This is a genomic window from Acinetobacter sp. YH12144, assembly GCF_013418345.1.
GTDB lineage: Bacteria > Pseudomonadota > Gammaproteobacteria > Pseudomonadales > Moraxellaceae > Acinetobacter > Acinetobacter amyesii.
This window is the reverse complement of the sequence record NZ_VPCD01000018.1, coordinates 38,079-54,477: the sequence shown is the minus strand read 5'-3', so window position 1 is coordinate 54,477 and position 16,399 is coordinate 38,079. Positions and strand designations below refer to the sequence as shown.

At 40.2% G+C, this 16,399-nt stretch carries 10 protein-coding genes, 1 other RNA gene and 2 pseudogenes; 4 read left to right on the top strand and 9 right to left on the bottom strand.

What is annotated here, in order from left to right; all coding sequences use genetic code 11:
* Window positions 1-106: 106 nt before the first annotated feature.
* Entirely contained in the window at window positions 107-1,303 is a 1,197-nt protein-coding gene (gene sbmA / locus FTU79_RS12505; protein ID WP_180050392.1) for a peptide antibiotic transporter SbmA, read from the bottom strand.
* 457 nt (window positions 1,304-1,760) lie between these two features.
* Between sbmA and FTU79_RS12500 the strand changes: the two genes are divergently transcribed.
* Complete coding sequence (locus FTU79_RS12500; protein WP_180004283.1) at window positions 1,761-1,955, top strand: hypothetical protein; 195 nt, start codon at window positions 1,761-1,763, stop codon at window positions 1,953-1,955.
* Window positions 1,956-2,106: 151 nt separating this feature from the next.
* On the opposite strand, the gene FTU79_RS12495 is transcribed toward FTU79_RS12500, so the two are convergent.
* From FTU79_RS12495 to ssrA, 5 genes and pseudogenes are all read right to left on the bottom strand, one after another.
* Window positions 2,107-5,070: a type I restriction endonuclease subunit R gene (locus tag FTU79_RS12495; RefSeq protein ID WP_180050390.1), complete on the bottom strand. Its 2,964-nt coding sequence runs from the start codon at window positions 5,068-5,070 to the stop codon at window positions 2,107-2,109.
* 574 nt (window positions 5,071-5,644) lie between these two features.
* Window positions 5,645-6,388: pseudogene (locus FTU79_RS16750) on the bottom strand (restriction endonuclease subunit S); the annotation flags it as partial.
* A pseudogene (locus FTU79_RS16745) lies at window positions 6,389-6,868 on the bottom strand (restriction endonuclease subunit S); the annotation flags it as partial.
* The gene (locus tag FTU79_RS12485; RefSeq protein ID WP_180050384.1) at window positions 6,868-8,436 is read right to left on the bottom strand and encodes a type I restriction-modification system subunit M; all 1,569 of its coding nucleotides are present in this window, start codon (window positions 8,434-8,436) and stop codon (window positions 6,868-6,870) included. The pseudogene FTU79_RS16745 and the gene FTU79_RS12485, both read right to left, overlap by 1 nt.
* A gap of 71 nt (window positions 8,437-8,507) precedes the next feature.
* Window positions 8,508-8,867: a transfer-messenger RNA gene (gene ssrA / locus FTU79_RS12480) on the bottom strand.
* Window positions 8,868-8,995: 128 nt separating this feature from the next.
* Here ssrA and glpK point away from each other — a divergent pair.
* Complete coding sequence (gene glpK / locus FTU79_RS12475) at window positions 8,996-10,480, top strand: glycerol kinase GlpK (RefSeq protein WP_180010036.1); 1,485 nt, start codon at window positions 8,996-8,998, stop codon at window positions 10,478-10,480.
* Window positions 10,481-10,550: 70 nt separating this feature from the next.
* Here the strand turns inward: glpK and FTU79_RS12470 are convergent, their stop codons facing one another.
* The 3 genes from FTU79_RS12470 to FTU79_RS12460 form a co-directional block, all read right to left on the bottom strand.
* Window positions 10,551-12,077 (bottom strand): DHA2 family efflux MFS transporter permease subunit, encoded by a 1,527-nt coding sequence (locus tag FTU79_RS12470; RefSeq protein ID WP_180050381.1) that lies wholly within the window; start codon window positions 12,075-12,077, stop codon window positions 10,551-10,553.
* Between the two features lie 6 nt (window positions 12,078-12,083).
* Window positions 12,084-13,235, bottom strand: coding sequence for an efflux RND transporter periplasmic adaptor subunit (locus FTU79_RS12465; RefSeq protein ID WP_180026567.1), 1,152 nt, complete (start codon window positions 13,233-13,235; stop codon window positions 12,084-12,086).
* A 262-nt stretch (window positions 13,236-13,497) separates the two neighbouring features.
* The gene (locus FTU79_RS12460; protein ID WP_180026566.1) at window positions 13,498-13,995 is read right to left on the bottom strand and encodes a thioesterase family protein; all 498 of its coding nucleotides are present in this window, start codon (window positions 13,993-13,995) and stop codon (window positions 13,498-13,500) included.
* Window positions 13,996-14,102: 107 nt separating this feature from the next.
* Here FTU79_RS12460 and hemB point away from each other — a divergent pair, with 107 nt between their 5' ends.
* Both hemB and thiO read left to right on the top strand, forming a co-directional pair.
* Entirely contained in the window at window positions 14,103-15,116 is a 1,014-nt protein-coding gene (gene hemB, locus FTU79_RS12455) for a porphobilinogen synthase (protein ID WP_111885258.1), read from the top strand.
* A 137-nt stretch (window positions 15,117-15,253) separates the two neighbouring features.
* Window positions 15,254-16,378, top strand: coding sequence for a glycine oxidase ThiO (gene thiO, locus FTU79_RS12450; RefSeq protein WP_180050378.1), 1,125 nt, complete (start codon window positions 15,254-15,256; stop codon window positions 16,376-16,378).
* Window positions 16,379-16,399: the final 21 nt, after the last annotated feature.

The following is a 16,399-nucleotide window of genomic DNA, read 5'->3' as shown; positions in this document are numbered from 1 at the left end:
TCATCTAAAAATATTAATCTATTGATTTTATTGAAATATATTAACTTAAAATTAAAGTCATAAAAAAACCTGCATTTTATTACAGGTTTTTTTTAAATTTATAAACTCAATTGTTAATTTTTTCTTCAAATACTTTTAAACGTTTGTAAATAGAAATCAGTTCAATAATGGTTGTCCACGAGGAAATCAGGTATTGGAAAGAATCACGTACACGCCCAAAGACATTTAAAATTTGCATTAATATACCGAGCGTAATTGTTCCCGCAGCAATACTTGGAAACAAAATAAAATATCCATAAATATTATCCAGTTGCATGTACCAAATACGAACCAGATTGAAATAAGCGTAGTGGAAATACAGTCTAAAATAATTAAAACGAACTTTAGTAAATAATTCTTTTAATGTGAAAGGGTCTGCTCGATCTGCATGATCTTCACCATAAACTAACTCTTTACGATATGCCGCTTCGACTTTTTGATTATTAAACTCCAAACCCGGTAGTTTATAACCCACCAGCATTAAAATAACCGTCCCTAATACTGCCCAAAGGACTGCCGCCCAAACCAATGCATAGGCGATTTCCCCCACGACAGGTAATTTCTTTACATGTGTTGATAAAGTTAGCAGCACAGGTAGAAATGCAATTAAGGTCATCACCGATTCAACTAAGCTAACCCCAAGTCCTTCTGTGGTTTTTGCAAAGCGCATCGTGTCTTCTTGAATACGCTGTGAGGCACCTTCGATGGTTCTCAGTTTTTCCCAATGCGCAGTATAAAAGTCATTCATTGCAGTACGCCAACGAAAAACATAATGACTGACGAAAAACAGGTTCAATACAGCCAGTGTGACATACACCATGGCCACATAGAGAAAAGTCAGTATCTCAGAATATAGCATCGTCACTTCGCCCCCACCACCTGAAAGCATTTTCTGGATCAGGTCATAGAATGGGTTATACCAAGCATTGATCACGACATTACATTCCACACTAAACCAAACATTAAATAGAATAAGTGCGGTTCCCCACACTGACCATCGCTGCCAAGGATTATCTGATTTGATCTTCCAAAAGGCTGCAAAAAGCGCCGTTGCTACAAAAAACCAAACATAGAACCATAAAAATTTGGGACTCCAAAATCGGCTGACAGCAATTGGCAACTCTGCAAGATGATAATTTGCAGGTAAACCGAACATCGTCCCCCAACTATGACCACCGCTATACCATAAGGCGATATTAATTATGAACCATATAAGGAATGATCCAAAAAACCATTTTGGATTTGGAAAAAAAGATTTAAACATTAGTCCTACATTTCCCTGAATCTTTGTTTTTAGTTTGAGTTGCTGATGATAAGTTTTATTTCATTAATTTTCTTGTTCAGATTGAATATTTAACGCTGTTTAATCTGAAATTTAACAATCAAATACAAGACGACACATCATTCTGTTAGCTTAAGCATGAAAACTGAAAATTGCCTTAAATTCCTTTATTGATCAAGTCATATTGATGATTTGGTCATTGTTTGTGGAACAAAAAACGCATCTTAAGCATACAGATACACTTAAAAAATTTGTAATTTTATAAATTTTCTTTGATATCAATAGATTAAAAACCATAATTTATTTAACCATTATTTAAACTTAAGTTATGGAATTCTCTAAAATATTTTCTGCGATGTAGCTCACGTCATTTACAAAACATGTTTCTTCACCAATAATATGCTAAGTTCAATTAACAACCTATGCTTGGGGAAGTAAAATGGAAAGTGCAATTGTTGAATTACTCAAACCAATTACATTAAATAAAGAAAATTGCAGTCCTTTGGTTTTTGAAACTGGTACCGTTCTAAAAGTGATTATGCAAACGCCAGAAGGCCTTTTGGTAAGTAATGATGACAAATTTAACTTTGTGATTTCATTGAAAGATAAGAATGAAGTTTGGCGCGAAATTTAATTTTCGCCTCACTTTGTGATTTGTTTTTAAATCATATTTATTCTAAGAAATTTAATCATACAATTATTGAATAAACAGGATAAGGTTCTTAAATTCCATAAAAAAAGAATCCTCCTTTTAAGTAAATATTTTTCATAACTTAGCTTAACGTTTAAATCCGTAAATCATATTTTTCTAAAATCGCATTGGTTTTCTGATGCAATCCCTCAAAATAGACTTTACTCACCAGTGCTGAAGGCTTGTTTTTTGGCAATGGACGAATTTCATGTGCGTGCGGAAAACGTTCAGTAAAATCAAATCGTTTAACCACTTTTTTAAACTCATCCATCACAAGATTTTCATCTTTACAAAAAACATCGTAGGCTTGCTGTTTTTCTGCATCCCAAAACTGCTTAAATGCATCTTGAACACTTTGACCATTCAGCATTCGTGGCATTTGTTCATCAATAAACTTCTGAATCAAATCCATTTTTTTATACATTTTTCGGTCATTACTGAGTAAAGATTGGAGTTGTTGCTGCTGTTTAGCCCTTTGAATCGAGGATGGTGGCGCAGCAGCAATCATATTTAATAATGTATAAATATAATCCTGATTTACATAATCACTAATAATAAAATCTAAAGCAAAATTCACGTCACGTAGCACTGAATTTTTTTCAACTGCTGTACCTTTATTTATTCTGTCATACAAATCTTTATATTTAGATTTATAGTCTTCAAGTTCTTGCGGCACTATAACTGCTTTATCAACATCAAAGTCTGTATACATTTTCAGTTGTGAATGTAGACGAATCACATCACGAAAAGCTTGAATAAACTGCAACTGCTGACTTTCGAGTTTTAGATCATCTACTGACTGACACTCAGGTGTTATTTTTCTTAATTCACTAACACACTTATTAAATTCTGCTAATTGTTGATCCAACGGTGGCACAATCACTTGCTCAAAATTTTGGTCGTCTGCAAAAGTAGAAAGAGCTTTATCTGTTGCCTGCTTTAAATTTCTAAAACACACGACATTGCCAAAAGCTTTTGTTGGCTTATAAATACGGTTTGTACGCGAAAAAGCCTGAATTAAACCGTGATATTTTAAGTTCTTGTCGACATAAATCGTATTAAGTGGCAATGAGTCAAAACCTGTCAGGAACATATTCACCACCAACAGCAAATCAATTGGCGGACCTTTCAACTCCCCAACTTCTTTAGGTGGTTTAGGAACTTTGAAGTACTTAACGCGATCACCTAGATTTTTATAATATTCATAAAATCCTTCGTCACAGTTATAGCTAGTCAGATGGCGCGTATTGAATTCTGCAATGATCCGTTCAAGTTGCGCTTTACGCCCCATATCAACTTGACTCGGCTGTTCTAGTTCTTCTTCAGAAATCGTACCTGTTGTGGAGTCATTGGCATCGTTTGTCGTGTCCTGCGCTCCAAAAGAAAAAATCGTACCAATCACTAAAGGGGTATAAATTTCTTCCTTCTTGTCCGCTTCTGCAACCAACTCTGCTTGGACTCTGGTAAATATTTCATAATATTGAAGTAGGACATCTACTGAGCTGACACAAAACATTGAACAAAATTCGCGTTTTGCCGTTTTTTTGTCATGATTTTTTAAAATATAACGTACAATTTTTTCTAAGCGCTCAGGGTTGTCATACAGTTCTTTAGTATCGATACCTTGTATTTTTTCATCACCAGCATTCACCTGATGAGCGGTAAATTGCCCCACATAATCAATTTGAAAAGGTAAAACATTTTTATCTGCTATCGCATCGACAATCACATATTTATGCAGCCGTTTAGGAAATAGAAATTCTGTGGTGTATTTCACCCCACCAATGCTTTGACAGTTCACAGGAAAAATAGGCGTGCCTGTAAAACCGAACATTTGCGCCTGTTTAAAGAAGCGTTTGATATTTTGGTGAGTATCACCAAATTGACTGCGGTGGCATTCATCAAAAATAAATACGACTTTTTTATCTGCCAAATCAGCGATCAATTCTCTGAATTTAGGGAGTGTAATTGCGTTATTCAGCTTTTGAATGGTCGTCACGACCAATTTATCTGTGAGTATATTGCTTTCATTTTTTCGTGAGTTCAGCCGTTTACCGATGAGCTGTTCGACCAATGTTTTGGTGTTGGTCGTTTGGTCTACGCAGTCGGGAACAAAGGCATTGAACTCTTTAGTGGTTTGATTATCTAGGTCTTTTCGGTCCACGACAAAGATAACTTTTTCTATTTCTGGCAACTGACGCATGATTTCACTGGCTTTAAATGCCGTGAGTGTTTTACCTGAACCTGTTGTATGCCAAATATAGGCATGATCGGTTGAGGTTTTCACATGCTGAATCATGTTTTCAACTGCATAGACTTGATAAGGTCGCAGCACCATTAAGCATTCATTGGTTTGATGCTGAACGATGTATTTACTGATCATTTTCGTAATATGTGGTGCGTTTAAAAATGCTTCGGTAAATTTACTCAAGTCATTAATAGCTTTGTTGCTTTCATCTGCCCACGGAAATGTAAAATCAAACAGTGGCGTACCGTGTGAATAATATAAGCAATTTACGCTGTTGCTAATGACAAAGAGCTGGATGTATCCAAACAGACCTTGTCCAGATGTATAGGCGTCTTTACTGTAGTTATGCACTTGGTGAAACGCTTGTGCGATTTCTACGCCACTGCGTTTGAGTTCAACTTGTACTAAGGGAAAGCCGTTGATCAATAGCGTGACATCAAAACGGCTGGTTTCTGTACCGCTCTCCCCGTAATGAACCGTCACTTGGTTGGTCACTTGAAAAATATTTTTTGCTGCATCATCACTTAAAAAGCGCAGTGTTTGGGTCGTACCGTCATCATGTTTAAGCTGATATGAACCACGTAAAAGTTTGGCTTTGCCAAAAATCGTATGTTCACTGCTCAGGTAATTCCACACCTGTTCCCATTGCTCATGTGTAAGTGGCGCAGTCAGTGCGTTAAATTTCTCTATTTGATTTTTTAAGTTTAGGAGTAAAGCTGTTTCGTTTCTGTACTGAACACGTTCGTACCCTAAAGTTGTTAAATGCGCTATAAATTGGTTTTCGAGTTCGAGTTCTTTTTGGGTCGACATTTATAATACTGCTCAGTTTTTAACTATTGGTATGCATATCTATTGATTCTAATAGATTTATTATATTTTTCAATCTTTTAAATTCATCAAATAAACATCTAAACTGATGATACAGATCACTGTTTTTTCTTTTAGGAATCCTTCAGTACTTTCTTAAATTACTGATATTACGCACGTAAAAGTAATTACGCATTTTTAAAATGCTTTTTAAGTCTATTCGACGGAGTCTTACATCTAGGGTTTAAATAAAGGGATTAGCCTTCGGCTGGAGATACTCTTACGAAACGATGTTTCTCATTCGGCAAAACGAGAAGCGTGCTTCGCAAGGAAACCATCTTGCGGTGCAATGCACCTCACCGACAAAACTCGTTCACTAGCGTCTACTTATTCAAAGTATCGCAAAAACCTTTTTGAATAGATGTAGTCCTGTCTCAAACACTTGCGGATGACCTTACCGCGTATCGTACTTTTATTTGAATCAAATTGCGCTTCTGATGTTCCTGCGTAACACCAGTTAAATAAAAAATTCCCACATTTGAATAAATGCAGGAATTTTATGAAGCAATATAAACAATCAGACAAACATTTGCTGTAACAAGCCTTTTTTCCACTGTTTGGCTTGTTCAATTTGCTGTGCAACAGTTTCAATTTTTTGGTCAATGGCAGACAGGAAATTGGCGATTTTGGTTTGTTCTTCTAGGCAAGGGATTTTAATTGATAAACTAGATAAAGACTCTTGATTGATATTTGTATTAGCACTTGTTGTACTTTTAGCAAGCAATTGCAATCTAAAATCATTATTCATAAAACAGTACTTTTTAAAACCTAAATCTAAGCCATAACTCTCTCTAAATCTAATTAAAAATCCGCTGTAAACAGTATTGGGTAAATCATGCATAACCAATGCAGTTTGTCCTACACCTTCAGCTTTTACAGATGAGCGTATAAACAATACATCACCTTTTTTAAGATCATAATTCTCTAGGTCTTTTTGATTAGCATCAACTAGACCTAATTTATCCGTTTCAACAACTTTGTTTCCAAATACATCCATCAAATTAATGAAAGGGAAACCAAAACCAAATGATTCTTTATCTTTATTGAGACCATTTTTAAAGACTCCAATTTCTGCAAGAATCTTTTCCTCCCACCTCCCAAACTCACTCCCATCATCCGCTTTAAAACGAATCTGCTGGCTAAACAGCTTTTGCATCATGCCTTGTTTATATTGGCTCAGTAGTTCATGTTTTTGGCTCAGTTGACCAATCCTTTCATCCACGACGGAAAGAAAAGAAGCGATTTTAGTTTGTTCTTCTTTGGATGGAACAATTAACTCTAAAGGCTTTAAGACCTGAAGATTAATATTTTTTTGAGCATTTTGAGTTGCTTGAGAATCTAAATTGTCTTTTTGAAGGTCAATAATATTCTTTAAGAAAATTGTGTTTGCTTTTTCTCGTTTTGGTTGAATGGCAACAACACTATCAGGACAAGCAACTGGATATTTGGTAATTGTAGTATCACCAATATTTGCGGCAATCGTAATTAAAATCGTATCAGCAGGAAATACCTTACTTACTCGAATACCATCTGTATTCAAAGTTTGACTATATCCTTTCAAATAAACATCAGAGCCTGTTACATCCCCTGTTTGTACAAATGGCATCTCGCCACCAAAATACCTTGGATCATTCCTCGGGCGTACAGAAAATTTACCACGCTCCACTTCTGCTAAATTTTCTAACGTGGCTGCTAGCCAATTTCCATCAAATTCTTTAAACCGTAACTTAGGCGAAGCCATTACTTCACCTCCGAAAAAGGTGAATCAATGCCTAACTCTTTACAGAAACTCGCAATCACCGCATCAGTCTTTTGACTTTCCACTTCTAAGGCTTGAAGTTGTTTCGCTATTGCATCTAAATCAATTTCAGCTTCGGCTTCAAAAGTATCCACATAACGTGGAATATTCAAATTGTAATCATTGTCAGCAACTTCTTGCAGACTCGCTACATATGCATATTTTTCAATATTTTGACGGTTTTCAAATGCACCAATAATATTGTCTAAATGCTCTGGCAAAAGCTTGTTTTGATTCTTTTGCTTATCAAACTCGTTACTCGCATCAATAAATAAAATATTGTCGCTATGCTCACGGTTTTTCTTCAACACCAACACACAGGTTGGAATAGTCGTGCCATAGAAAATATTGGCAGGCAAGCCAATAATCGTATCAATCACATTTAACTTTTCGATTAAATGCTTACGAATATGCCCTTCACTCGAACCACGGAACAAAACCCCATGCGGCAGTACAATCGCCAAAGTCCCATTTTCATCTAACTGATAAAGCATGTGCTGTAAAAACGCCATATCTGCCTTAGAACTTGGAGCTAATTTGCCAAAATCACGGAAACGCGGATCGCTTAAGTATGACTCACTCGCAGACCACTTTGCCGAAAATGGTGGATTCGCTACAATCGCATCAAATTTCAATTCCATATGCTGTGGGCGTTTTAAAGTATCTTCCTGCTTAATTTCAAACTTTGAGTAATGCACATCATGCAAAATCATGTTCATACGTGCCAAGTTATAGGTCGTACGATTCATTTCTTGACCGTAAATCGCATCCACATCGCCGACTTCACGCTTTACACGTAGCAATAAAGATCCTGAACCACAAGTCGGGTCATATACACTGCGTAGACGTTCTTTACCTAAGGTGACAAGTTTTGCAAGCAAAGTCGAAACCATTTGCGGTGTATAAAACTCACCTGCTTTTTTACCAGCACCTGAAGCAAATTCACCAATGAGAAACTCATAAGCATCGCCTAAAATATCAGACTCAGTATTCGACAGATCAAAATTAATATCGTCTAAATGTACGATTACACGGCTAATCAGCTCATTGCGGTCATCAGGCGTATTTCCCAACTTAGTCGAACTTAAATCCATGTCTTCAAACAAATGCGAAAAATCATCTGCCGCATCTGTACGCAGCGTACTTTGCTCAATTGCCTTAAGGGTTTTAATTACATCATCCAAAATGTATTTTTTTGCTCGAGCCAATGTTGCCATACTATGGAACAATTCTTGTGGCGCTAAGAAATAGCCCATACTGGCAAGACATTCTTCACGAACAGCACTCAAATATGCTTGATTAATTTCAGTATCTTCAACCAATTCTGCAAACTTAATTTGATCAGGCGCCAAAATGTCGTTGGCATTATTTTGAATTTTTTCAGACAAATATTTGTAGAAGATCAAGCCCAAAATGTAATCACGGAATTCATCTGCCCCCATTTTACCGCGCAAAGTATTGGCAATATTCCAGAGTTGTTTTTGCAGTTCTTGAAGCTGGACTTGAGTCATTGTTGTACCAAAAAATGTTTTTAATTAATCATAAAAAAAGCCGAACCCGAAGGTTCGACTTTTTAGAATTTTGGTGGAGATGGCGGGAGTTGAACCCGCGTCCGCCAGCACTACGCTCGAGAATACTACATGCTTAGATATCGTCTATTGATTTAGCTCTTTGTGACCCGACGAACAGGGTACAAATCGCGATCCTTTAAGATTTAGTATAAGACCCCAAGGCTTGATCTTATACGGACTTGTGTGCGTTCGCTTCAGTCGGGACCCCTAACCACAAGTATTCAGGGATGCGGACAAGCTGCCCTTAGGCAGCTAGAGCGTAAGTTTCGTCGTTTGCGACTAAAATATGCAAATTTGATTTACGAGAGAAAATGCGCTCTCGACATGCATCTATGAGTTTCATCACCAGCGTCGAAGCCAGAAACATCCCCAAAGTAGCGTCATCATAGCATAACTGCAAAAAATTGCGATGCAATTTCGAAACAATTACACATTGATCTGCGCTTAATTACATAATTGCGTTAATATTTTATTTTTCAAGACCGCAAAAGAAAAATATATGAGCTATTTATTGGCACTCGATCAAGGAACGACTTCAAGTCGTGCGATCATTTTTAACGAACATGGACAAGTTCAAGCTACAGCTCAACGGGAAACCCATATTCAAACCCCACATTCGGGTTGGGTGGAGCAAGATGCTCAGGAAATTTGGAGTACCCAAATTGCCGTCGTACAGCAAGCGCTCGCTTCTGCCCGTATCCTCGCCAAAGACATTAAAGCCATAGGTTTAACCAACCAACGTGAAACCACCGTCGTGTGGGATAAACGCACAGGTCAACCGCTCGCTCCTGCAATTGTCTGGCAAGACCGCCGTGCAACCGAGTGGTGTGGGCAACTAACTCAACAAAACCTCAATGACCTCATTCACAAAAAGACCGGTTTACGTATCGACCCCTATTTTAGTGCTGGGAAATTGGTCTGGTTATTAGAACACACCCAAGGTCTACGTGAACTCGCAGAGCAAGGTCATGTGGCTTTCGGCACGATTGACAGTTGGTTGGTGTGGAACCTGACACAAGGTGCAGAGCATGTGATTGAAGCAAGCAATGCCTCACGAACCATGCTAATGAACTTGCAGCAACAAGCTTGGGATGAAGAACTCTTAGAATTATTTGATATTCCCCTTTCGGTCCTTCCTAAAATCATCAGTTCAGATGAATATATTGCAGATACCGCTACAGGTTTACTTGGCGCAAACATTCCCATTACCGGCATTTTAGGTGATCAGCAATCTGCGCTATTTGGACAGTCATGCTTTGAAGCAGGAACAGCAAAAAACACCTATGGTACAGGCTGTTTCATGCTCTTTAATACCGGCACCGAAGTTCAATATAGCCATAATAAATTACTCTCAACACTTGCATGGCAAGCTCAAGGTCAAACCCATTATGCACTTGAAGGTAGTGTGTTTATGGCTGGCGCAATCGTGCAATGGCTAAGAGACGGTTTAGGGATTATTCAAAAAAGCAGTGATGTTGAAAAACTCGCGTGCCAAGTGGAGCATACCGATGGCGTGGTTTTGGTTCCAGCCTTTACTGGACTAGGTGCTCCGCATTGGGACAGTGATGCCCGCGCCCTCCTATGTGGAATGTCACGTGGTACAAATAAATCCCACATTGCTCGAGCCGCCTTAGAGGCCATTGCCTTTCAAGTGTCGGATGTATTGACCGCCATGCAGTCAGACCTGTCTAGTCCACTTAAAGAACTCCGGGTCGATGGCGGTGCCAGTAGCAATGATATGCTGATGCAATTTCAGGCCGATATCTTAAATGTGCCTGTACTGCGTCCTAAACTTTTAGAATCAACTGCATGGGGTGCTGCCGCGATGGCTGGACTCAAAGCGGGTGTGTTTTCAAATCTTGATGAAATTGCCGCTTCATGGCAATTAGAACGTGCTTTTGAACCAAAAATGAATGCTGATCAACGTGAATTTCATTTGGCTCAGTGGCAATCTGCACTCAAACGGGCGCGCTCGGATCTTTGATTTTTTTCAATCAACGCCGTATGCAATAAAAAACCGCTCGAATGAGCGGTTTTTTTATGCTTGATGTTATTTAGTGTGCATGACCACCACCCACACCTGCTTTAGGTCGTGGACAGAGCCAAATGATCAATGCAGCGAATATAAATATACCCGCCAGTACTAAAAACACATGATTGGCTGAAAGCGTTAAGGCTTCTTTATCCACCAAACTGGAGATATATCCCAAAGCAGCTTCTGAACTCATTCCATGATTCACCAAGGTATTTTGTACCTCAGTAGCATGTAAATTACTGACCATTTCACTGCGTGCGACTTTGGTTTGATCATCCCAAATGGTAACAGCAATCGATGCGCCAATAGCCCCTGCCATGGTTCTTAAGAAGTTCATCAATCCTGCTGCAGATGCCATGTCTTGTGGCAGTACCGATGCCAAGGCCATATTGGACAAAGGAATAAAGAAAAATGGCACGGCAAAACCTTGTAATATTTGCGGTAAAGCCAAAGCCATAAAGTCTGCATCCGTGGTCCAAAAGGCGCGCATAAGAGTTACACCGCCCAAGATACTTAAACCAAAACTCGCTAAAGCACGTTGATCGTATTTGGTTGCAAGCTTCGCAACAATTGGCGACATGGTCAGACTACCGACGCCCATCGTTGCAGTGAGATAGCCTGCCCACGTTGCGGTATAGCCCAAGTTGATCTGTAACCACTGCGGAATCAGGACAATACTGCCGAAGAAGGCACCAAAACCAAAGGCCAAAGCCAAGACCGAAATGGTAAAGCTTCGGTACTTAAACAGCAGTATATTCACCACAGGATGCCGTTCAGTCAGCTCCCAAATCGTAAAAACGATCAACCCGACAAATGCCGTCAGTGCCAGTACCACGATAAATGGATGATTAAACCAATCTCGTTCATGACCCAAGTCCAACATCAATTGCAAGGCACCGATCCACAACACCAACAGCAGTAAACCACCGCGGTCAATTTTCAATTTCTGTGTTGGAGTTTCAGCCGTTTTCAGTAAGCGCATCGCTGCGATAGCACAACCGATCCCGACAGGAATATTGATAAAGAAAATCCAATGCCAAGATAAATTATCACTGATCGTACCACCCAAAATTGGACCTAAAATGGGGCCAACTACAGTGGTCATTGCCCACATGCCCATGGCTTGCGATTGCTTTTCAGGAGGGAAAATGCGCATTAACAACGTTTGGCTCAGTGGCATAATTGGGCCACCAAACAAACCTTGCCCAATTCGGCAAAACACCAACATTTCCAAACTGGTCGATAAACCACACAGTATCGAAAATACCGTAAAGCCAAACAGGCTGATCACAAAAACCCGTACAGAACCAAAGCGTCCAGCGAGCCAACCGGTTAATGGCACACAAATCGCTTCTGCCACGGCATAAGAGGTAATGACCCATGTCCCTTGGGATGCCGATACTGCAAGGCTACCGGTAATATGCGGCACAGATACATTGGCAATGGTCATGTCGAGCACAACCATAAAGTTCGCCAATGCCAAGACCAAGGCAGCGATAATCAGACGACCACCTTTCAGGTCAGTCATTTGCATTTGCTGATTCATAGGCAATTACTTCGATTTCAGGTCAATCGTCGCTTCCATAGACAGCCCCACACGTAGTGGGTGTTCTGCCAACTCTTTTGGATCCAAACGAATCCTCACAGGTAAACGCTGAACCACTTTAATCCAGTTTCCTGTGGCATTTTGTGCTGGAATCAAGGCAAATGCTGAACCTGTGCCACCAGAAAAACCAGTGACTATGCCATTAAATTTAACTTTGTCACCATACAGATCAGATGTCAGTTCAACTTTTTGACCCGCTTGCACCCCTGCCAATTGGCTTTCTTTAAAGTTGGCATCGACATATAACTGAGAGACAGGCACCACCATCATTAATGACGTTCCCGGTGCAATGCGTTGCCCAACTTGAATATTGCGACGTGTCACTACACCATCAAAGGGTGCTTTAATTTGTGTACGTTCTAAGTCCAACTGAGCTTGTTGTAGACGTGCTTGTGCAATTAAAACATCTGGGGTTGAATTTTCATTGCTGTCTTGAATTAATGCATCATTTGCCGCTTTATTACTTTGTGCCGCTTTTTGACTAGATTTGGCTTGAGCGAGTCCTGCTTGTGCCACATCAAAACTGGCTTTAGCGGTATTCACAGCACTCTGCGCTGTGCTTAATTCTTCTTTAGAAATCGCACCTGAAGCAGCCAATTGTTGACGACGTTGTAATTCATCTTGTGCTTTATTCAGATCGGCTTGTGCTTTGGCCACTTGTGCGCTTGCACTATGAATTGCATCATCACTGACAAAGATTTGCGAGTTTAAAGAACTACTATTCGCCGCAGTTTGTTTGTATTGGCGTTTTGCTTTAAGTAATTCAGCCTGTGCCTGAGCTAAGGCAATTTCAGCATCACGAGCATCAATGCGAACAAGCACATCGCCTTTTTTCACTTGCTGCGTATCACTCACCAAAACCTCTGCCACTTGCCCCGTGACCATCGAGGTAATCGACGCTGTTTCTGCACCGACATAGGCATTATCGGTACTGACGGAATGATTTAGAAATATTGACCAAATCAAATACATCACCAAAGCAATCACGATCAATACAGCCACTATACCAAGGCCTTTTTTTCTGCGTGCTTTTAATTCCTGATCGGTGGGCTGCTTTGTAGATGGGGTTTCTGGCAGGTTACTAACGGTATCTGTCATAGATTTGTCCTAAATCTAGCAGACTTGGTCATGGCATCATGAGCTTTGCAAAGCATGTCAACTTTGCTGTCAGATAATGGTGTCGTGAGAAAGTCTATCTTCTTCAATTTTCCGGCATTTTAAAGCTAAAAAATCATATCCTGAGAATAGAAAATGTAACTCGTCAGTCTTTTTTTCGTCGGCAACAGGATAAAATCATGCCCTGCTGCCAATACTGGACTTTATTTTTTCATTATTTTGAATGTGTTAACTTAAAAATGGCTTAATAAGCATACGATGCAATCGCTGTTGCAATCGCTTTACCTTCATCATTGACCATGGTCATACGCATGGTGCAGCCCTTACGACCTAAACGTAAGGTTTCAGCTCGTGCAACGAAATACTGTCCACGTCCTGGCGCTAAATAATCCACACGCATATCGACGGTCGCTAAGCGAGATACCTTTTTACTCGTTTCTACTAGATCTTCAGCTGTGGCCTTTTTATACAATTCTGCCATTGCAGAGATACCACCGATACTGTCGAGTAAGGTTGCCGCTACACCACCATGTAAAATTTGGAATGCGACATTTCCAATTAAATTACTGGCCATGTCGACACGTGCTTCGATCTGACCATCAATCACCGTCATTTTCATGGCATTGTGTACAAAAAATGGGGAGCTGTTAAATGCTTGAGCAATGTTATTTAATAAAGTATCGATTTCAATCTTCGAGTTTAGGTCAATATTACCGGTCCAACTCTTATTTACATCTGTCATAGCCTACTCGAATCGCTGTCATTGAATAAAAAAATAATACGGGGTGCGCCAAACCCTCATTATGCGTCTACAATAGTCAAAGTTTAATACTGATCAATGAGATTGTTATGACCTATACGTTCAATCGTCCAGCTTTTCCTGCTACCCGCATGCGTCGCATTCGTAAAAATGACCAGCTTCGTGCCATGGTGCGTGAAACTCAACTGACGACTGATCATCTCATTTATCCAGTATTTGTGTTGCCAGGCCAGCAACAAACTCAAGACATTCCAAGCATGCCAAACGTACAGCGTCTATCTGCTGACTTGTTACTAAGAAAGGCAGAACGTTTACTCGAATTGGGTGTTTCAAAATTAGCTTTGTTCCCAGTTACACCACAGGAAGATAAAAGCTTAACGGCTGAAGCAGCTTGGCATGAAGATGGCTTAGTCCAAAGCACCATCCGCTTATTAAAAAAAGAACTACCAGAAATGGTTCTCATCACTGATGGTGCGCTCGACCCATACACCACACATGGTCAAGACGGTATCATTGATGATACCGGCTATGTACTGAATGATGAAACCGTTGAATGCTTAATTAAACAAGCACTCAGCCATGCCGAAGCGGGTGCAGATGTGGTTGCACCAAGTGACATGATGGATGGTCGTATCGGTGCAATTCGCCAAGCCCTTGAAGCCAATGGCCATATCTATACCAACATCATGGCTTATTCTGCAAAATATGCGTCTAGCTTTTACGGGCCATTCCGTGATGCGGTAGGTTCTTCAAGCAACCTCAAAGGTGGCAATAAATATAACTATCAAATGGACATCGGTAACCGTGCAGAAGCTTTACATGAAATCGCACTGGATATCCAAGAAGGCGCCGACATGGTGATTGTAAAACCGGGTATGCCGTATTTAGATATTGTCCGTGAAGTCAAAGATAATTTCGGTGTTCCAACATTTGTCTATCAAGTGAGTGGCGAATACGCCATGTTGGCAGGTGCCATTCAAAATGGTTGGCTGTCTGAAAACGTGATTATCGAATCGCTTATGAGCTGCCGCCGTGCAGGTGCAGATGGGATCTGGACTTACTTTGCTGAAGATGCAGCACTCATGTTGAAAGACATGAAATAACCTGCAAAGCCTTTCTGAAATGGTAACGTTCAGGAAGGCTTTTTTATATCTGTAAAATTTAAAAAACAGTCTTGGAAGAAAAACTTCGGCGTTGCTGAAGTTAAGATCAAACTCATACATTCATCGGTTAAAAGAACATGAATATTGCCATTATTGGGGCGGGTGTAAGTGGTTTACTCACCGCATTGGAATTGGTTGAACGTGGTTGTACGGTGACGATTTTCGACCAACAACGCACAGGTTCCGCTGCATCATGGGCCGGTGGTGGCATCCTCTCCCCGATGTATCCTTGGCGATATCCCAATGAAGTCAATGCGCTCGCACGTTATGGCAAGCAGAGCTACCAAAAATGGAATGAAAAATTAAAACCTATGACTGGGATTGATTTTGAAATTCATGAAACTGGCATGTTGATTTTTGACGAAGATGATTTTGAAATCGGCTTAGATTATGCCCGTTTGCACCAAGACCCGATGCAACAGGCGGATTATTTGCAATCCGAGCAAATTGAGCAGATTAATCCTCACATTTCAGCACGCTTTGCACATGGCATTTATTTTTCACAATTAGCCAACATCCGTAATCCGCGACTTTTGCAGTCTTTAACGGCTTATTTACAGCAGCATCCTAAAGTTCAGATTTATGAGCATTGCCTGATCCACCAATTAAACCGTACGGACAATCGTATCCAGTCCATCACCACCGCAGATGGTACACAACATACAGCAGATCAATTCGTTATTGCCACGGGCGCTTGGTCAGCCGCGTGGAGTGAACAACTGGACATTGAGATACCCGTACAACCCGTACAGGGACAAATGCTTCTCTTTAAAACCCCGCAGAACTGGTTGCCGACCATGTGCATGAATAAAGTCATGTACTTGATTCCACGCCAAGACGGTCATGTGGTTTGCGGCTCAAGTATGCGCCAATGTGGCTTTGATACTCAGACAACAAATACAACCTTGCAGCATATTCAAGAATCATGCTTTGACATGGTGCCAGAGCTTGCCAACTTTCCGATTGTGAAATCTTGGGCTGGCCTGCGTCCATCTTCCCCTGAAGGGATTCCGTATATTGGGCAGATGCCAAATTTCGACAATCTATGGGCAAATTTTGGGCATTTTAGAAATGGTTTATGTATGGGACCTGCTTCAGCTCAGTTATTGGCTGAACTGATGACTGGGGAAACGCCTTCATTCAATGCAGACAACTATAGTCCAACTCGCCTGTTTCAAGATGCATTGTTAAGCGTCGAATAATGGTCAATAGGTCAAATTCAA

What these genes read in the sequence shown, in the direction of transcription:
- FTU79_RS12500 (WP_180004283.1), top strand. Translation starts at nt 1,761, where the DNA reads ATGGAAAGTGCAATTGTTGAATTACTCAAACCAATTACATTAAATAAA.
- sbmA (WP_180050392.1), bottom strand. Translation starts at nt 1,303, where the DNA reads ATGTTTAAATCTTTTTTTCCAAATCCAAAATGGTTTTTTGGATCATTC.
- FTU79_RS12485 (WP_180050384.1), bottom strand. Translation starts at nt 8,436, where the DNA reads ATGACTCAAGTCCAGCTTCAAGAACTGCAAAAACAACTCTGGAATATT.
- FTU79_RS12460 (WP_180026566.1), bottom strand. Translation starts at nt 13,995, where the DNA reads ATGACAGATGTAAATAAGAGTTGGACCGGTAATATTGACCTAAACTCG.
- FTU79_RS12465 (WP_180026567.1), bottom strand. Translation starts at nt 13,235, where the DNA reads ATGACAGATACCGTTAGTAACCTGCCAGAAACCCCATCTACAAAGCAG.
- glpK (WP_180010036.1), top strand. Translation starts at nt 8,996, where the DNA reads ATGAGCTATTTATTGGCACTCGATCAAGGAACGACTTCAAGTCGTGCG.
- hemB (WP_111885258.1), top strand. Translation starts at nt 14,103, where the DNA reads ATGACCTATACGTTCAATCGTCCAGCTTTTCCTGCTACCCGCATGCGT.
- thiO (WP_180050378.1), top strand. Translation starts at nt 15,254, where the DNA reads ATGAATATTGCCATTATTGGGGCGGGTGTAAGTGGTTTACTCACCGCA.
- FTU79_RS12495 (WP_180050390.1), bottom strand. Translation starts at nt 5,070, where the DNA reads ATGTCGACCCAAAAAGAACTCGAACTCGAAAACCAATTTATAGCGCAT.
- FTU79_RS12470 (WP_180050381.1), bottom strand. Translation starts at nt 12,077, where the DNA reads ATGAATCAGCAAATGCAAATGACTGACCTGAAAGGTGGTCGTCTGATT.